This window comes from Streptomyces sp. NPDC002676, assembly GCF_053592455.1.
The window spans coordinates 65,930-81,678 of the sequence record NZ_JBSFVT010000025.1 but is presented as its reverse complement, the minus strand read 5'-3'; the positions used below and the strand labels follow the sequence as shown (position 1 = coordinate 81,678).

Sequence of the window (15,749 nt, the reverse complement as noted above, 5' to 3'; positions counted from 1 at the left end):
TCGGTGCGGTGCACCAGCCGCAGTCGGGTGTCCTGCGCGAAGCTCTCCTCGGCCATCAGCGGTGACTCGATCGCCGCGGCCACGCGCGGATCGCCCTGGAAGCGCGGCAGCTGCGCGTTGGCGACGAGCTCGGACTGCACGGCCACCGTGGCCGGTCCGCCGACCGGCTCCACCTCGTACACCACCGCGGCCACGGCTCGCTGGGTGAAGGAGACGAGCCGCCACAAGGAGATCCGCACCGTACGGCCGCCGGGTGACGTCCACCGTGCGGTGCGGCTGAGAATGCCCGAGCGGAAGTCCAGGACCCGCTCGTGCGCGACCAGCCGACCGTAGCGCAGATCGTATGGGTGGTCGTCGACCAGCAGCCGGATGATCTTGCCGTCGGTGATGTTGATCATCGTCTGGCCGGACTCGGGATATCCGTAGCCCGCTTCGGCGTAGGGCAGCGGATGCCGTTCGTAGACGCCGTTGAGATAGGCGCCGGGCAGTCCGTGCGGCTCTCCCTCCTCGAGATTGCCGCGCCACCCGACGTGCCCGTTGGAGAGGGCGAAGACCGATTCGCTCTGCGCGAGCACATCCAGGTTCAGCTCGGTCTCGCGCAGACACCACGGCTCGACCGTGAAGCTCGGATGGGTGATCACTGCTCCTCCAGCAGGTCGGCCAGGTCACTGACCACCACATCCGCGCCATGGGACCGCAGTTGCTCCGCCTGACCCACCCGGTCGACGCCCACGACCACACCGAACCGTCCCGCCCGCCCGGCCTCGACGCCGGCGAGGGCGTCTTCGAACACCGCGGCTTCCCCCGGATCCGTTCCGAGTCCTCGGGCCGCCTCCAGATAGGTGTCCGGGGCGGGCTTGCCCCGCAGCCCGCGCTCGTGCGTGACCACTCCGTCGATCCGCTCGTCGAACAGGTCCTCGATGCCGGCCGCTCGCAGGACGTCCCGGGTGTTCGCGCTCGACGACACCACCGCGCAGCGCAGACCTGCCGCCCGCGCCGCGTGCACGTACCGGACCGAGCCGTCGTAGGGTTCCACCCCCTCCTCGCGGATCCGCCGCAGCACCAGTGCGTTCTTCCGGTTACCCAGGCCGTTCACCGTCTCCGCCTCCGGCGGGTCCTGCGGCGATCCCTCGGGCAAGTGCACCCCGCGTGCGGCGAGGAACGTGCGCACGCCGTCCTCACGGGGCCGCCCGTCCACGTACTCGTCGTAGTCGCCGACCGCGTCGAACGGCACGAACGCGGCCCCCTCACGCGTCGCGCGCTCGCGGAGATACCCGTCGAACATCTCCTTCCAGGCGGCCGCGTGCACCTTCGCGGTCTGGGTGAGCACCCCGTCCAAGTCGAACAGGCAGGCACGGACGTTCGCAGGAAGCCCCAACATGCGGCCGAGGTTAGAAGGCACCTGCCGGCGGACGTGACAGGACACCGTCCGTCACGCACGAAGGCACCCGCTCGGTCGAGGCTGAGCGGTCAGCCCCAAAAGTCCTTCGGGGGTTGCCCACGCCGTCGGCACGGCGGAGGGTTCTGCCGGACCCGCGCAGTACGTCTCTCCCGCACGTGGCGTCGGCGCACTGTGGCAGCCTGCCACCGGAGCCTGCGCCCTCACCCCCGTCCTCGCCCGAACTGGTCTGCGCGCCGGGCTTCCACGGCCGGGTTGTCCTCATACCTCACCGCGCTACGCAACGCGGGCCAGCGCGGGAAATGCGCAGTGCGAGCGCGGATCCGATGAGGGCCAGCGCGCCCATGGCGGGGCCGCCACGGTCAGCGCCTGCCCGCGAGCCCGGGCGTTGATCCGTACGAGTTCGTCAACGGCCGTGCCCCCGACGCCCCGTGACGCCGCCTTCGTACGCACGGCGTCGTCGGTTGCGGCGGTGATCTGCACCTGATGGCTGAGTGTCTGCTTGACGAGTTGCTTCTGGCCGGAGGACAGGACGCCGCTGGCATCCGCCCCTGCCTCGAACGCCAGGAGCAGGGCGGTGGCCAGGAACGCGCCGGCGAGCGCCACGCCCAAGGAACTTCCGAGATAACCGGCGGTCCGGGACAGTCCCGTCACGTCGCTCACCTGCTCCGGCGGGGGCGCTGATTGGATGAGGTCGGTAATCGTCGTGGCCAGGCCGCGGCCGAGCCCGATGAGGAGGAGCCCCGGTCCGAGCGCCAGGCCGGTTGCCGATGCGTGCCGCTGACGCGGGTCGAACATCACGGCGATCATGACGCACCCGGCGGCCATGCAGAGGAACGCCCCCATCTGGGCCGTGCGGTGGGTCATCCGCCCGCCTCCGATGAGTCCGGCGGCCGTGGGGGCCGCCACCGTCAGCCCCACCGGGACCGCGATCAGTGTGATCCCGCTGCGCAGCGCGTCGAAGCCCACGGTCGTCTGCAGGAAGACCGGTACCAGGAGGAGCATGCCGTTGGGGACCAGAATCTGCATCACCAGGGTCAGGGTCCCGGCCCGGATCGTGCGGTTGCGCAGCCCCGACAGCCGCACCAGCGGGTCTCTGCCGCGCCTGATCAGGTGCCGCTCCCATCCTGCGAACAGGGCCAGGACGACCAGTCCGGTGCCGGCGAGCAGGGGTACGGGTGACACCTGGCCACGGCGGAGCAGGGTGGTGCCGAAGACCTCGAAGTCCTGCCGGTCCCTGAGCAGGCCGTACCGCCCCGCCAGCAGGGTCGCGACGACGAGCAGCCCGAATCCGGTGGCCGACAGCAGCGCCCCGAGGACGTCGAAACGCTGTCCGGGCCGGGCACGGGGGCGTCGCCGGGTATCGGTCGTCCGCCGCATGAGCAGCACCACGGCCAGCGTGATGACGGCTTCCAGGAGGAACGACAGCCTCCAACTAAGGTAGTTGGTGATCAGACCACCGACCACAGGGCCGACCGCCGCCCCGATTCCCGCGGTCATACCGAGTGTGGACAGGACCTTGGTCCGGGTGGTCCCGGTGAAGGCCTCGGTGAGCATGGCCACCACCGCCGGAAGCATCAGCGCCACGCCGACCCCCTGCAGCACGGACCAGCCGGCCAGCATGAACGGCAAGGTCGGGCCGAGGGCCGTGATCAGTGTGCCAGGGCGAAGACCTCGCCTCCGAGGACGAAAGTCCGCGGGTAGCCGTGGCGTGCGCCGAGCTTGCTTCCGGTGATCAGACACACGGCGACCACTAGCGCGTGCAGCGAGATCGCCGACAGCGCCACGTTCATAGCGGTCGAGGTGTAGTTGATCAGGACCCTGCGACCACTCGGCGAAACGCGGTCACGCCCGACGGGCCAAAGCCGGGCGGAAGCTGGTTCCGCATACAGCCTGCCGTGGCGACGAACACGATTGCCGCCAGGACCTACCGGTCGCCGTGCCGTCTGCGACCGCCACCCTGCGGTCGCACCGGAGCCGGCGGCACCACCCGCTGAAACAGCTCCCACAACCCGTCCGGCACCATCCGCTCGACCAACTCGCTCGACACGCGAACAGCATGCCGCAAGATCACACCAAACGAAATGAACTGCAAACGCCTGTGTCACCTTTTCGCGCCGACCAAGACAGGGGTTTGGACGGTACTCACGTTCCGAACACGATCTGCTCAGCCCTCGAAGAGGTCCGCCTGCTCCCAGCGCGCTGGAGCTGGCTCACCCGAGTCGAGCAGGTTCTCGAGCAGTCGAGCATCGTCGTCGTCCAGGTCGAGGAACAGACGGAGAGTCGTTCCCAGCAGCTCGACGTACGGGACGAGGGCCCTTGCCCCCGGCGGGCTGGCGGTGCGGCTGACGAAATTGCACCGCAGAGGGATCCTGGTGGGTGTGAGCGCCTGAGCCTCGACTACCCCCTCCTCCTGTCCCAACGCAGCACTGATCCCGTCGAGTTGTGGGTCATGCGTGACATCCTCGCCCGGAGCGTCGTAGCCGACGCTGCGGTTGGTCATCAGCATCCGTATCGAGGTCAAGGGAATGGCGAACCGGCCGGCTCGGTCCCGCACCTCGGCCAGAAGGGGCGCCTCGTACTCGTCCGGAGTGTCTAGATCTTTCCTACTGGCGGCCAGGAACGCCACGAAGCCGGGGCCGCGCAGGCCAAGATGCCCGTGGTCAATCAGCCAGCGCCACAGCCCGGTAGCGCCCACACCCTCTCGCTCGACCACCATGCACACATGCCCCTTCCACGCCTGCACTGCGCTGCGCATCAGTCGCTGAAGGTTGGGCGTGTCCGTGATTTCAGTCCGCAACAGCGTCTTGGCATCGACGAGTGGTTGGATGCGGCGCCAGAAAGCCTCATCGGTGATCTCGGGAGAGGAGAGCAGCAGACTCAGGGCGGTCTCATCGAGGGACGACTGGTGCGGCACGTCGGCCGGGAACTCGGACAGCGAGCGCCCGCTGCCCTGCCACATGGCCGCCATCAACGTATACATACGGCGAGACACGTCGGGCACCGTGCGCCGGGACACCTCCGAAAGGGCCAAGCGTGTGGGATCGACCCTGCCCTCCCGGGCCGCATCCACCCCCGAACCGACCGCGTGCAGGAATCGCTCCACCTGGCGCTCTCCCATGATCCCGCGGCCCCCCTCGACGATCGCGTCGGATGCCAGAGAGGTCGCGGTCCGAGTGGGGGTGCGGGCAGGCAGCGCTCCAAGACCTGAAGGATCGAGCACCAGGGTGTGACGCTCTTCGGCGACGGTCTCCAAGCGAGCCCGTGAAGGCCCTGAGGCGACGTGGGCAAGAGGTACGACCAGAGGCTGCTGCTCACGCTCGAAGAGCTGGACATCCGATGCCAGGAGGACTGGATCAGAGGACGCCCGGAGGTAAACGCGGCGCTCGGCCCTGCGGGCGCCCGAGGTCCACGTCATCAGGAGGTCGGGAACGTAAGTGTGGTTGAAGAAGTCCGTTCGCACGATCCGGGCGGTGGGATAGACGTCCTGAAGGCGCCTTTGGACTACATCCTTGACTCGTTCGACGGCCTGGCGCGGATCGGGATGGTCGAGCGCAGTGCTGATCTCCGGCGCCACCGGCGTCACCATGACGACCTCCCCTGGCTGTTGTAGAAGTTGGCGACGACTCCGCGCCAGTCGTCCAGCGGCACCAGCTTCTCCTGCTTCTCAGACATCACGACCAGCCAGAGCCTCTGGGACAAGTCCTCGACGAGCTCGTCCTTGATCGACTCAGCTGCCGCTTGCGGATCTTCAATGCCGAAGACCCGCAGCGACTCCGCAAGCACGGCCTCGCGGATCAGTTGCGGACCAGTGAGCTGATCCCAGTCATTGGCCCGAAAGGGCGCCCAACTGATCCACATGAAGTGGTCTCCCAGCATGTACTCCTGGGTCAACGCCACATAGCACTTGGCCAGGAAGCTCTTGTACGCGGTGCCCTGGTCGCTCGCGTTCCTCCGCCACTTCACTTCGGCGCAGAACATCTGGCCGTCCCACTCACCGCCACGCATCATCCCGCCGAGGTCGTACGAGAAGGGCTTCTCATTCCCGTACGGCCAGCGGAGGGTGAGCTTCCGCGCCCACGCGCCATCGGTGTTGGTGTACGACTGCGAGACCCGCATGGTGCCTTCAAGCCACCGCTTGACCCGCTGCACCGCTTCGGCGCCCTTCACGTGCTCTTCTTCACCCGGCACGGCGCAAGGGTATCTTTACGTACTAACCGCGATACAGAGCGCGACGTCCAGTAAGCATGGCAGCTCAGCTCCTACGCGAGCCTTTTGTCGTTCGTGCGCGACCTCCAGCCCTACCCCGGTGCCTGCAGCCACCTCGTCGCCTCCGGTGACCTCGCCCATCTGCACGTCCACACAAACACTGAACGGGCAATGGCAGCGCTCGACCAGGGTGAGAAAGGGGACTGCTACAAGCGTCGAGGGGCTCGAGGAGCCGTGGTGCCGCACCGACACGCTCGCCCGTCCCTTCACCTCTCGGTTCTGCGGCGGGGCCGAACGGCCCTGGCACCGGTCCGAGGGCGCACGGACAATGAGGAGCAGGAAGCCTCCTGGGGAGGTGAGCTGCGGTGATGTACTGGGACGGCGGCTGGGTCTGGATGGCCTTCATGCCGCTGCTGTGGATTGTGCTGATCGGGCTCATGGTGTGGGCGGTGGTCCACCTCACCCGGCGCCCCGCCGATCGCGGCGGAGGCACGGAGCACGGGTGGGCCCCCAGAGAGACGCCGGAGGAGATCCTCGACCGCCGCTTCGCCTCCGGCGAGATCGATGCCGACGCCTACAACGAGGCACGCAAGCATCTGGCCGCCCACCGGCCGAGGCCCCGGTGAACCGACTGCGCGGCCGCTGGCTGCCACTCGCCGTTCTGATCGCCGCGGTGGCTGCACTCATTGCATCGGTCGTGTGGGTGGCGGGCAGCGACTTCGGACGGCCCGGCTCCCGGGCCATGACGGGTGCTCTCTCCCGCGATGGACCAGTCCACAATCTGGCCGAAGCCGAGGGCGCGGCCGGGCGCTTCGCCGATCGATGGGACCTGCGCGTCGGCGAAGTCATGCCGTTCGGCAACGGCTATTACGCCGAACTTCTCGACCGTGGCGGCAAGGGGGCCACGGAGATCCTCATCGACCCGGGCTCCGGCACCGTCCACTTGGAGTTCGGGCCGGCGATGATGTGGAACACCTCCTACGGCATGATGCCCGCCCGCTCCCAGAACGACGGTGCCCCCGCTATGGGCCCGGACCGGGCCGTGCGGATCGCCGACCAGTGGCTGCGCGAGTACCGTCCCGGGCTGCACGCCGCTGAGCCTGAAGCCTTCCCCGGGTACTACACCCTGCACACCCTGCGCGACGGCCACATCACGGGGATGCTCTCAGTCAACTCACAGACGGGCGCGGTCTGGTACCACACCTGGCATGGTCGTTTCCTCCAGATACGAGAGCAGCCTGACAACACATGAGACAAGGCAGCACCTCCGCCGAACTGGAAACGCCCGCGGATGCCGTCGGCGCAGACGAGGGACGAACGGCCCCGGCTGTCCGGAAGGGCAGAGCCGCAGGTTGGAAGCGACGAGCAGTTGATCGCATCGTTCGGGAGGTGGGTGGCTGGCATGAACCCCCTGGCCATGGGCACGGAAGAAGACACGCGGGTGCTGGTCGTGGAGGACGACCGCGGCATCGCGGAGTCCTTGGTGCGAGGTTTGCGGCAGGCCGGCTACTCGGTCGAGGGCGTCCGGACCGGGCGGGCGGCGCTGTCGGCGCCCGGCGGAACCGGAGATCGTGCGGCACGGGCCGCCGGCGCTCGACCTGCGCACGCGTCAGGTCTCGGTCGACGGCCGCGTGGTGGCGCTGACGCCGAAGGAGTTCGGCATCCTGGAGTGCCTGGCCGCCGACCCCGGCCGGGTGATGAGCCGCCAGCAGATCCTCGAACGCGCCTGGGACGCCCGCTGGTACGGCCCCACCAAGGTGCTTGACGTGCACATCGCAGCGCTGCGCCGCAAGCTCGGCGTGCCGGGCCCGATCGAGACCGTCTACGAGCACGGCTTCCGGCTCGGGGCGGCCGGGGAGCAGTCGTGACCCGGCGGATCACGTGGACGCTCCTGGTCCTGACTTCCGTGCTCCTGGTGCTGGCGGTGGTACCACTTGCGGCGTCGCTGACGGCCCGCGAACGCGTCGCCTTCCGCGACAGCCAGCGGGCCGCCACCCGCGTGATCGCCGCGGCGGCCGAGGAGCACCTCTCCGACCACCACCATGCACCAAGAACTGGATGCCGCCGCCCGGGCAGGGGACTGCGCCGCGGTGTACGACGCCTTCGCACGCCTGGTGGCCAGTACCCCCTGTACCGCGGCTCAGGGCGAGGAGGCGCAGGAACTGGTGAAGCTGATCCTGGCCGGGCACGAACCGGAGCCGCCGGAGAACGAGGGTCGCCTGCTGACCGCGGAGCCGGCCGGTGAGGTCCGCCAACCCTCTGGCGCGGTCGTCCTGGCTCGTTCCGCAGCCCCGCTCGACGCCCGTGTCGCCACGATCTGGGGCTGGTCCGCAGGGATCGGCGCGGCGGGGCTCGCCGCCTCCGTGCTGCTGTCCATCCACCTCGCCCACTGGGTGAGCCGCCCCCTGTCGACCCTCGACGCCACTGCCCGCCGACTGGGTGAGGGCACCCTCGACGAGCGGGCCGAGGTCGGCGGCGGACCGCCGGAGGTACGCCGTCTGGCCTCCACCTTCAACACCATGGCGGCCCGCACGGAGGCCCTGCTGCATGGTCACCGGGCCGTGATCGCGGACGTGTCCCACCAGCTGCGCACTCCGCTGGCCGCGCTGCGGCTTCGGCTCGACGTCCTCGCCGCCGGGGCCGAAGGCGACACTGCCGAGGAGCTGGCCACCGCGCAGGAGGAGATCGCCCGGCTGTCGCGGCTGGTCGACGGGCTGCTGGCGGTGGCGCGTGCCGAGCAGGCGACGCCCCGGCCGACCGCCGTCCGGGTCGACGAGGTGGTGGCCGGGCGGGTGGCCGCCTGGTCGCCGGTGGCCGAGGAACGCGGTGTACGGCTGACCGCATCCGACGGGCCCGCCCTGACCGCGGCCCTGGGAGCGGGCCACCTGGAGCAGATCCTCGACAACCTGATCGCCAACGCTGTCGAAGCCGTGCCCGAGGGCGGTCGGGTGACGCTCGACCAGCGGGCGCTGGGAGGATCGGGCCGGGTGCGGGTGCGGGTGCGGGACGACGGTCCCGGGGTGAGTGCCGAGGCGAAGGCGGTCGCGTTCCGCCGGTTCGGCAACCCGGAGGCCACGGGCACCGGCCTGGGGCTGGCGATCGTCCACCGGCTGGTCACCGCCAACGGCGGTACGGCGCGGCTGGAGGACACCCCGGGCGGCGGGCTGACCGTCGTACGAGATCTGCCGCTGTGGCTGAATCGCGAACTCGCGTAAGTGATCGAGCCGTTGAAGGGCGCACGGGAACGGACCGCCGGGTGGACGACGGCGAGTTGTGCGACATCCCGAGATCTTTACCAGTTCTGAAGAAGACGTGAGCGAGTTCCTGAGTGCCCGGGGCACAGCCTGAAAGTGCACGCAGCCGATCCGGGTCGCCGATTCACCAGGAGCCGCTGCCATGACACCCTCGCCCGATGACTTCGACCAGACCCTCTCCCCCGAACGTTCCCCACAACGACGCGATCTCGGCCTGCGTCGTGCCCGCCGACTCACCCGGTGGATCGCCGTCGCCGCCGTGACCGGTGCGGCGGCCCTCGGCAGCGTCTACACCCACCTGGTCCCGGGCAGTTCAGCAGCGCCCGCGCCGACGGGCCCGCCCGTCCAAGACCAAGCGGCGTCCGCTTCCACCATCGCGGGAGAGGATGACGAGAACGACGGCGAGGGTGCGGCCCGTTCGTGCCCGGAACCTGCTGGAGAAGCTGTGCACGCTGTTCCTGCTGGACCAGCTCGCCGGCCACACCGGTGATCTGCTCGCCGAGGAGCACCTGAGCGCCGATCAGGAACGCGGGCTCCGCGTCCTGAACGACCCTCTAGGGCCCGCCCAGCCTCACCTCGATCCCGTACGGCTGCGAGTGCACAGCCTTCCGCACGCCTACTCGGTGTCGCCCGCGTAGTCGGCCAGGCTGACGCTGCCGCTGTTGGCTATGGGTATGGCCGACAGGTACTCCTCGGGCCGACGACGGCACCCTGACCAGCAATCTGGGCAACCGCCGCAAGCGGCCCGACGGACTGCGACCCCACGCCCGCCGCGCCGTCGCCGCCTGCCCTCTCCTGGCCCTGCACACCGACGACGGCCCGGCATGACCAGCAGCGCGCACCGCCTGTCCGGCCCTGAAGTAGGGCCGGACGTCCCCTGCCGCCAGCAACGGGCGGCGCGATGTGATGGAGGGGGACCAAACCGAAGGGTCGCCGCGCCGGACGGACCGAGGCACGCCATGAACCACCGTCCCACCCTCGCAGCACGGCTGCGCCGCCCGACCGCGGCGGTCGTGTCCCTACGGCTCGAACCCGTCCTCCTGGCCGTCACCGCGTCGGCCCTGACCGCAGGCGGCATCGCCTGGCTGGTCGGTGAAGTTGGCCTCGCCGACCTGTTCTGGGGCCTGGGCACCCTGTCCGCCATCGTTCCGGCGGTTGGGTGGGTCCTGACCGCCCTGCGGCGCGCACACGCAGGGGTGGATCTCATCGCCGTACTCGCGCTCGGCGGCACCCTGGCCGTCCGCGAATACCTGGCCGGTGCCCTGATCGCACTGATGCTCGCCACCGGCCGCACCCTGGAGGCAGCCGCCCAGCGGCGGGCCTCCCGCGACCTGCGTGCCCTGTTGGAGCACGCACCCCACTTGGCGCGCCGCCACACCGACGCCGGAGTGACCACGGTGCCACTGGCCGAGGTCGCAGTCGGTGACCTGCTCGTCGTCGGCCCCGGCGAGGTGGTCCCGGTCGACGGCCACGTGGAGAGCCCCGCCGCCGTCCTCGACGAGTCGGTGCTCACCGGTGAGCCCCTCCAGATTGAACGGGCCCGAGACGAAATGGTGCGCAGCGGCGTGGTGAACGCCGGCGGCGCCTTCGAGTTGCGCGCCACCGCAACAGCGCAGGACAGCACGTACGCCGGGATCGTGCGCCTTGCCCAGCAGGCCGGGGCCGAGTCCGCACCCGTCGTGCGGCTGGCCGACCGGTACGCGGCCTGGTTCCTGCCGCTGTCCCTCGCGGTGGCCGGACTGGCCTGGCTGATCAGCGGCTCCGCCGTACGCGCGGTCGCCGTCCTGGTGGTCGCCACCCCCTGCCCGCTGCTGCTGGCCGCCCCGGTCGCCATCGTCTCCGGCCTCTCCCGCGCCTCCCGCCTTGGCGTCGTCATCCGCGACGGCGGCGCACTGGAGAACCTCGGCCGCGCCCGCACCCTCCTGCTCGACAAGACCGGCACCCTCACCCGAGGACGCCCTCGCGTCCTCGACGTGACCGCCGCCCCCGACTTCACGCCCACAGAAGTCGTCCGCCTCGCGGCCTCACTCGACCAGTACTCACCCCACGTCCTGGCCCAGGCCATCGTCGACACCGCCCGCGAACGCAAGCTGAAGCTGTCGGTCCCCTCCGACGTCATCGAGGAGCCCGGCCGGGGCGCCACCGGTACCGTGGACGCGCACCAGGTCTCCATCGGCCGTGTCGACCCCACCGACAACCGGCCGCCCTGGACCAAGGCGGTCGACAACCGCGCCCTCCTCGACGGCGCGGCCGTCGCCTGGCTCACCGTCGACGGGCACCTGGCCGGAGCAGTGCTCCTGCGCGACCCGCTGCGGTCCGATGCCCCGCGCACTCTGCGTCACCTGCGCGCGGCAGGCATCGAACGGCTGCTGATGCTCACCGGCGATCGATCCACACCAGCCCACGAAGTCGCCGCCGTCCTCGGCCTGGACGACGTACGCGCCGAACTCGGCCCGGCCGACAAGGTCGCCGCCGTACACGCCGAACGCGAGCACGCGGTCACCGTGATGGTCGGCGACGGCGTCAACGACGCCCCCGCCCTCGCCGCCGCCGACATCGGCGTCGCCATGGGCGCCCGGGGCTCCACCGCCTCCTCCGAAGCCGCCGATATCGTCCTGACCACCGACCGCGTCGACCGCCTCGCCGACGCGGTCGCCATTGCCCAACGTGCCCGGCGCATCGCTGTCCAGAGCGCCCTCGGCGGCATGCTGATGTCGCTGGCCGCCATGGCCGCAGCCGCAGCCGGCCTGCTCCCGCCTGCCGCCGGTGCCCTGCTCCAGGAGGGCATCGACGTCGCGGTCATACTCAATGCCCTGCGCGCCCTGCGGGTCGACCAGACCGCGCGACCGGCCCTCTCTCCCGCCGCGGAAGCCCTCATCCACCGCTTCGCGGCTGAACACGACGATCTCCAGGATGTCCTCGAAGCCGTACGCGACGCCGCCGACCGCCTCTCCGACACCTGCGGCCCCAAGGCCCTGGCGGCCGTCGAGGAGACACACCGGCTGCTGACCGAACGGCTGCTGCCCCACGAGTACGCCGAGGAGCACCAGCTCTACCCCGCCCTCGCGCCCACCCTGGGCGGCCCGGAGGCTACGGCCACCATGAGCCGGGCCCACACGGAGATCGAACGCCTCTCCCGTCGCATCGCCACCCACCTGCGGCTGGCTCACGCCGAGGGCGGTCTGTCCCCCGGCCAGCTCGACGACCTGCGCTCCTGCCTGTACGGGCTGCACACCGTCCTCCGCCTGCACTTCACGCAGGAGGAGGAGAGCTACTTCTCGCTGGCCCAGTGAGATCCTTCCGGGCTTACTGCTGGTGCACTGCCTGGGAGGGCCATTCGGCCCGCGCGGTGCCCGGTCAGCCCCTGTGCTGCCGGGACCCGCCGCCGGACGCTGAAGGCGGAATCGCCCGGAGGGAGAGTTCGTGATGACCGGCATCCAGGACGTCCCGGTACATGCCCTGCTGACCGACGGAAGCACCGTGCGTATACGGCAGGCGGGTCCGGCGGATGGTGAGGAGGTGCAGCGGCTGTACGAAGAGATGTCGCCGCAGAACCTGCGGCTCAGGTTCTTCTCCCTCAACCCGGCCTCCGCGCGGCAGGCCGCCGAGCGGGTGGCCAGGGGCGATCACCTCGGATACCGTGCGCTGGCCGCCGAGTGCGCTGGGCGGCTCGTGGGGCTGGCCGAGTACGAGGTCCTGCCGGGCGGCAGCACGGCGGAGATCTCGGTGGCCGTGGCCGACGGCTGGCACCACCGCGGTGTGGCCACCCTCCTGCTGGAACACCTCGCCGACGCCGCGCGTACGGCGGGCGTCACCGCGTTCAGCGCCGACGCCCTGGCCGAGAACCACGACGTACTGAAGGTCTTCCACGACCTGGGGCTGCGCGTCACGCGCCACTTCGACGGACCCGAGGTGCACTGCACGGTCGAACTCACCGAGGACGAGACCTACTTGAGCGCCGTGGAGTCCCGCGGCCGGCTGGCCGACATCGCAAGCCTGCGGCCCTTGCTGCGCCCCGGCACCGTCGCGGTGATCGGCGCGGGCCGCAAACCGGGGTCCGTCGGGCGCGCGATCCTGCGTAACATCCACAACGGTTCGTACACCGGGCGGCTGTTCGCCGTGCATCCTGAGGCCGCCACGATCGCCGGAGTGCACGCCTGCCGGACCGTCGCCGACCTGCCACAGGTGCCGGACCTGGCCGTGATCGCCGTACCCGCGGCGGCCGTTGCCGAGGTGGCCGAGGACTGCGGGCGAGCCGGCGTACGCGCCCTGCTCGTGGTGTCCGCAGGCCTGGACATGCAGCAGAGCGGCGCTCTGATGGACGCGTGCCGACGTCACGGCATGCGGCTCGTCGGCCCGAACTGCCTGGGCCTGGCCGACACCGAGGACGATGTCCACCTGGACGCCACCTTCGCCGCCCGGCACCCCGGGCCCGGCACCGCCGGGGTCGCCGTGCAGTCCGGCGGCGTCGGCATCGCGCTGCTGGACGGACTGGCCCGGCTCGGCATCGGGGTGTCGACCTTCGTCTCGCTCGGCGACAAGTACGACGTCAGCGGCAACGACATGCTCCAGTGGTGGGAGAGCGACGGCCACACCGACCTGGCACTGCTGCACCTGGAGTCCTTCGGAAATCCCCGCGCCTTCTCCCGCACCGCCCGCCGCGTGGCTCGCATGATGCCCGTACTGACCGTGGACGCAGGCCGGTCCGAGGCCGGACGGCGAGCCGCCGCTTCGCACACCGCGGCGGCAGCCACCCCGACCATGACCCGGCAGGCCCTGTTCATCCAGGCCGGCATCACCGCCACCCGCACCATCGGTGAACTCCTCGACACCGCCGCCCTCTTGCACGCCCAGCCGCTGCCTCACGGTACGAGGATCGCCGTCGTCAGCAACGCGGGCGGGGCGGGCGTCCTGGCCGCCGACGCGTGCGTCGATGCCGGGCTCGTCGTCCCGCGGCTCGCTGCCGACCTGGTGGAGGAACTCCTCGCCCTGCTGCCCGAGGGCGCCACCGCAGCCAACCCCGTGGACGTCACCGCGGCCGTCGACGAGGAGCAACTGAGGGCGTGCATCGGCCTTCTGGCCCGGCACCGCGCAGTCGACGCAGTTCTGGTGAGCCTTGTCCCCACGGCGGTCGCGGCGGCCACTGGCGAGGACCTGGTGCGCGCTCTGACCTCGGCCCCTGGCCCACTCGCCCGCACGGTCGTCGGGGTGCTGCCCGCGCAGGCGGCGCGTGTCGAGCTGCTTCCGACCGCCGGCGGGGGCAGCGTGCCCGCGTATTCCGACGCCGAGGACGCCGCCCGTGCCCTGGCCCACGCAACAGCCCGCGCCGACTGGCTGGTCCGACTGCCGGGTACGGTACCGGAGTTGCCGACAGTGGAGACCGGGCGCGCAAAGGGCCTGACCGGCGCCTTCCTGGACGGGAATCCGGAGGGAGGCTGGCTGGATCCGCAGGCGACAGCCGCGCTCCTCGGCTGCTACGGCATCCCGCAGATCCCCTGGGCATGGGCCCGGGACGAGGACGAGGCGGTCGCCGCGGCCGACCGGCTCGCCGGACCGGACGGACGGGTCGTCATGAAGGCGTACTGGCCGGGTCTGCTGCACAAGAGCGAGCAGCACGCCCTCCACCTCGATCTTCAGAACGCCTCCCAGGTCAGGGCCGCCCACCGTGATCTGGTCACCCGGTTCGGCGACCGGATGGCCGGAGTGGTCGTCCAGCCGCTCGCCGAACGCGGCACCGAACTGTTCGCCGGAGTCGTCCAGGACGAGGTCTTCGGGCCCCTCGTGGTGTTCGGCCTCGGCGGCACCGCGACCGAACTGCTCGCCGACCACGCGGCCCGGCTCGCCCCGCTCACCGACCTCGACGTGCACGACCTGCTCACATCCCCACGGTGCTCCCCGCTGCTGTTCGGCTATGCCGGCAGCCCCGCGGCCGACCTCGGCGGCCTGGAACAGCTGCTGCACCGGCTGTCCCGGATGGCCTCCGACCTGCCCGAGCTGGCGGAAGCCGACCTCAACCCCGTGCTGGCCGGGCCGCACGGCGTCACCACGCTCGACGCCCGCGTCCGGCTCGTGCCGCGCCATCCCCACGATCCGTATCTGCGCCGCCTGCGCTGACGGGTCCCTTCCACCGAGGGAGGTCAGCCATGAAACCCACCAAGGTCGGCGCCGTCATGACCGACGACGTCGTCACGGCCCTCTACGGCACCCCGTTCAAGGAGGTCGTACGTCTCCTCCGTGAGCACCGCATCAGCGGGCTGCCGGTGATCGACGAGGACGACAAGGTCATCGGGGTCATCTCCGAGACCGACCTGATGCAGCGCCAGGCACGTCCATCGGAGTCCGGCGGCCGTCTGGGCGCCTGGGTGCGCAGGCTGAGCCACTGTGTCCACGGGAGCGCCGCCCGTAGCCGGGCACGCACAGCCGGCGGGGTGATGTCGGCGCCGGCCGTGACCGTCCCCGCGGAGGCGGCCCTGCCGGAGGCCGCCCGGCTGATGGCGCGACACGGCATCGAACGGCTGCCGGTGGTCGACGAAGAGGACCGGCTGGTCGGCATCGTCACCCGCCGCGACCTGCTCCAGGTCTTCCTGCGCTCCGACGAGGAGATCCGGCAGGCCGTGCAGCGCGAGGTGTTCGCCGACGCACTCTGGCTCAGCCCGCACATCGCCGAAGTCGCCGTGTACGACGGTGTGGTCACGCTCACCGGACAGCTGGAGCGTCGCAGCGACGCTGCCCTCGCGGTCGGCCTGACGCGCCGACTGGATGGTGTCGTCGACGTCGTGGACCACCTCACCTACCGCTTCGACGACAGGCACGCGCAGCCTGCCGGACCGGCCGAGCGCGGCGTGGCCGACGGCTGGTTGGACCGACGGTGAGGGGCTGAAGCACAC

At 70.7% G+C, this 15,749-nt stretch carries 13 protein-coding genes and 2 pseudogenes; 8 read left to right on the top strand and 7 right to left on the bottom strand.

Annotated features, from left to right (window positions below; translation table 11 throughout):
• From ACWD3E_RS38300 to ACWD3E_RS38270, 7 genes and pseudogenes are all read right to left on the bottom strand, one after another.
• A pseudogene (locus ACWD3E_RS38300) lies at window positions 1-641 on the bottom strand (family 65 glycosyl hydrolase); the annotation flags it as partial.
• Entirely contained in the window at window positions 638-1,381 is a 744-nt protein-coding gene (locus ACWD3E_RS38295) for an HAD family hydrolase (RefSeq protein ID WP_451392112.1), read from the bottom strand. The pseudogene ACWD3E_RS38300 and the gene ACWD3E_RS38295, both read right to left, overlap by 4 nt.
• Window positions 1,382-1,675: 294 nt before the next feature.
• Complete coding sequence (locus ACWD3E_RS38290; protein WP_451392111.1) at window positions 1,676-3,031, bottom strand: MFS transporter; 1,356 nt, start codon at window positions 3,029-3,031, stop codon at window positions 1,676-1,678.
• Between the two features lie 20 nt (window positions 3,032-3,051).
• Window positions 3,052-3,192, bottom strand: a complete 141-nt coding sequence (locus tag ACWD3E_RS38285) for a hypothetical protein (RefSeq protein WP_451392110.1) — start codon at window positions 3,190-3,192, stop codon at window positions 3,052-3,054.
• A gap of 38 nt (window positions 3,193-3,230) precedes the next feature.
• A pseudogene (locus ACWD3E_RS38280) lies at window positions 3,231-3,449 on the bottom strand (transposase); the annotation flags it as partial.
• Window positions 3,450-3,566: 117 nt separating this feature from the next.
• Window positions 3,567-4,988 (bottom strand): hypothetical protein, encoded by a 1,422-nt coding sequence (locus ACWD3E_RS38275; protein ID WP_451392109.1) that lies wholly within the window; start codon window positions 4,986-4,988, stop codon window positions 3,567-3,569.
• Window positions 4,982-5,590, bottom strand: coding sequence for a hypothetical protein (locus ACWD3E_RS38270; protein ID WP_451392108.1), 609 nt, complete (start codon window positions 5,588-5,590; stop codon window positions 4,982-4,984). Before ACWD3E_RS38270 ends, ACWD3E_RS38275 begins: the two co-directional genes overlap by 7 nt.
• A gap of 383 nt (window positions 5,591-5,973) precedes the next feature.
• Here ACWD3E_RS38270 and ACWD3E_RS38265 point away from each other — a divergent pair, with 383 nt between their 5' ends.
• From ACWD3E_RS38265 to ACWD3E_RS38230, 8 genes are all read left to right on the top strand, one after another.
• The gene (locus ACWD3E_RS38265; RefSeq protein WP_451392107.1) at window positions 5,974-6,234 is read left to right on the top strand and encodes an SHOCT domain-containing protein; all 261 of its coding nucleotides are present in this window, start codon (window positions 5,974-5,976) and stop codon (window positions 6,232-6,234) included.
• Between the two features lie 47 nt (window positions 6,235-6,281).
• Window positions 6,282-6,860, top strand: a complete 579-nt coding sequence (locus ACWD3E_RS38260) for a hypothetical protein (protein ID WP_451392106.1) — start codon at window positions 6,282-6,284, stop codon at window positions 6,858-6,860.
• Between the two features lie 319 nt (window positions 6,861-7,179).
• Entirely contained in the window at window positions 7,180-7,476 is a 297-nt protein-coding gene (locus ACWD3E_RS38255; protein ID WP_451392105.1) for a winged helix-turn-helix domain-containing protein, read from the top strand.
• A gap of 174 nt (window positions 7,477-7,650) precedes the next feature.
• On the top strand, window positions 7,651-8,823 hold the full coding sequence (locus ACWD3E_RS38250) for a sensor histidine kinase (RefSeq protein WP_451392104.1): 1,173 nt from the start codon (window positions 7,651-7,653) through the stop codon (window positions 8,821-8,823).
• Window positions 8,824-9,248: 425 nt separating this feature from the next.
• The gene (locus ACWD3E_RS38245) at window positions 9,249-9,500 is read left to right on the top strand and encodes a hypothetical protein (RefSeq protein WP_451392103.1); all 252 of its coding nucleotides are present in this window, start codon (window positions 9,249-9,251) and stop codon (window positions 9,498-9,500) included.
• 321 nt (window positions 9,501-9,821) lie between these two features.
• Window positions 9,822-12,155: a heavy metal translocating P-type ATPase gene (locus ACWD3E_RS38240; protein ID WP_451392102.1), complete on the top strand. Its 2,334-nt coding sequence runs from the start codon at window positions 9,822-9,824 to the stop codon at window positions 12,153-12,155.
• Window positions 12,156-12,288: 133 nt separating this feature from the next.
• Window positions 12,289-14,976, top strand: a complete 2,688-nt coding sequence (locus ACWD3E_RS38235; RefSeq protein WP_451392101.1) for a bifunctional acetate--CoA ligase family protein/GNAT family N-acetyltransferase — start codon at window positions 12,289-12,291, stop codon at window positions 14,974-14,976.
• 29 nt (window positions 14,977-15,005) lie between these two features.
• Complete coding sequence (locus ACWD3E_RS38230; RefSeq protein WP_451392100.1) at window positions 15,006-15,734, top strand: CBS domain-containing protein; 729 nt, start codon at window positions 15,006-15,008, stop codon at window positions 15,732-15,734.
• Window positions 15,735-15,749 lie beyond the last annotated feature (15 nt).

Bases quoted from the DNA above. Each gene is read 5' to 3' on its own strand.
- ACWD3E_RS38295 (WP_451392112.1), bottom strand. From the start codon at position 1,381: ATGTTGGGGCTTCCTGCGAACGTCCGTGCCTGCCTGTTCGACTTGGAC.
- ACWD3E_RS38285 (WP_451392110.1), bottom strand. From the start codon at position 3,192: ATGAACGTGGCGCTGTCGGCGATCTCGCTGCACGCGCTAGTGGTCGCC.
- ACWD3E_RS38275 (WP_451392109.1), bottom strand. From the start codon at position 4,988: ATGGTGACGCCGGTGGCGCCGGAGATCAGCACTGCGCTCGACCATCCC.
- ACWD3E_RS38250 (WP_451392104.1), top strand. From the start codon at position 7,651: ATGCACCAAGAACTGGATGCCGCCGCCCGGGCAGGGGACTGCGCCGCG.
- ACWD3E_RS38245 (WP_451392103.1), top strand. From the start codon at position 9,249: ATGACGAGAACGACGGCGAGGGTGCGGCCCGTTCGTGCCCGGAACCTG.
- ACWD3E_RS38240 (WP_451392102.1), top strand. From the start codon at position 9,822: ATGAACCACCGTCCCACCCTCGCAGCACGGCTGCGCCGCCCGACCGCG.
- ACWD3E_RS38235 (WP_451392101.1), top strand. From the start codon at position 12,289: ATGACCGGCATCCAGGACGTCCCGGTACATGCCCTGCTGACCGACGGA.
- ACWD3E_RS38230 (WP_451392100.1), top strand. From the start codon at position 15,006: ATGAAACCCACCAAGGTCGGCGCCGTCATGACCGACGACGTCGTCACG.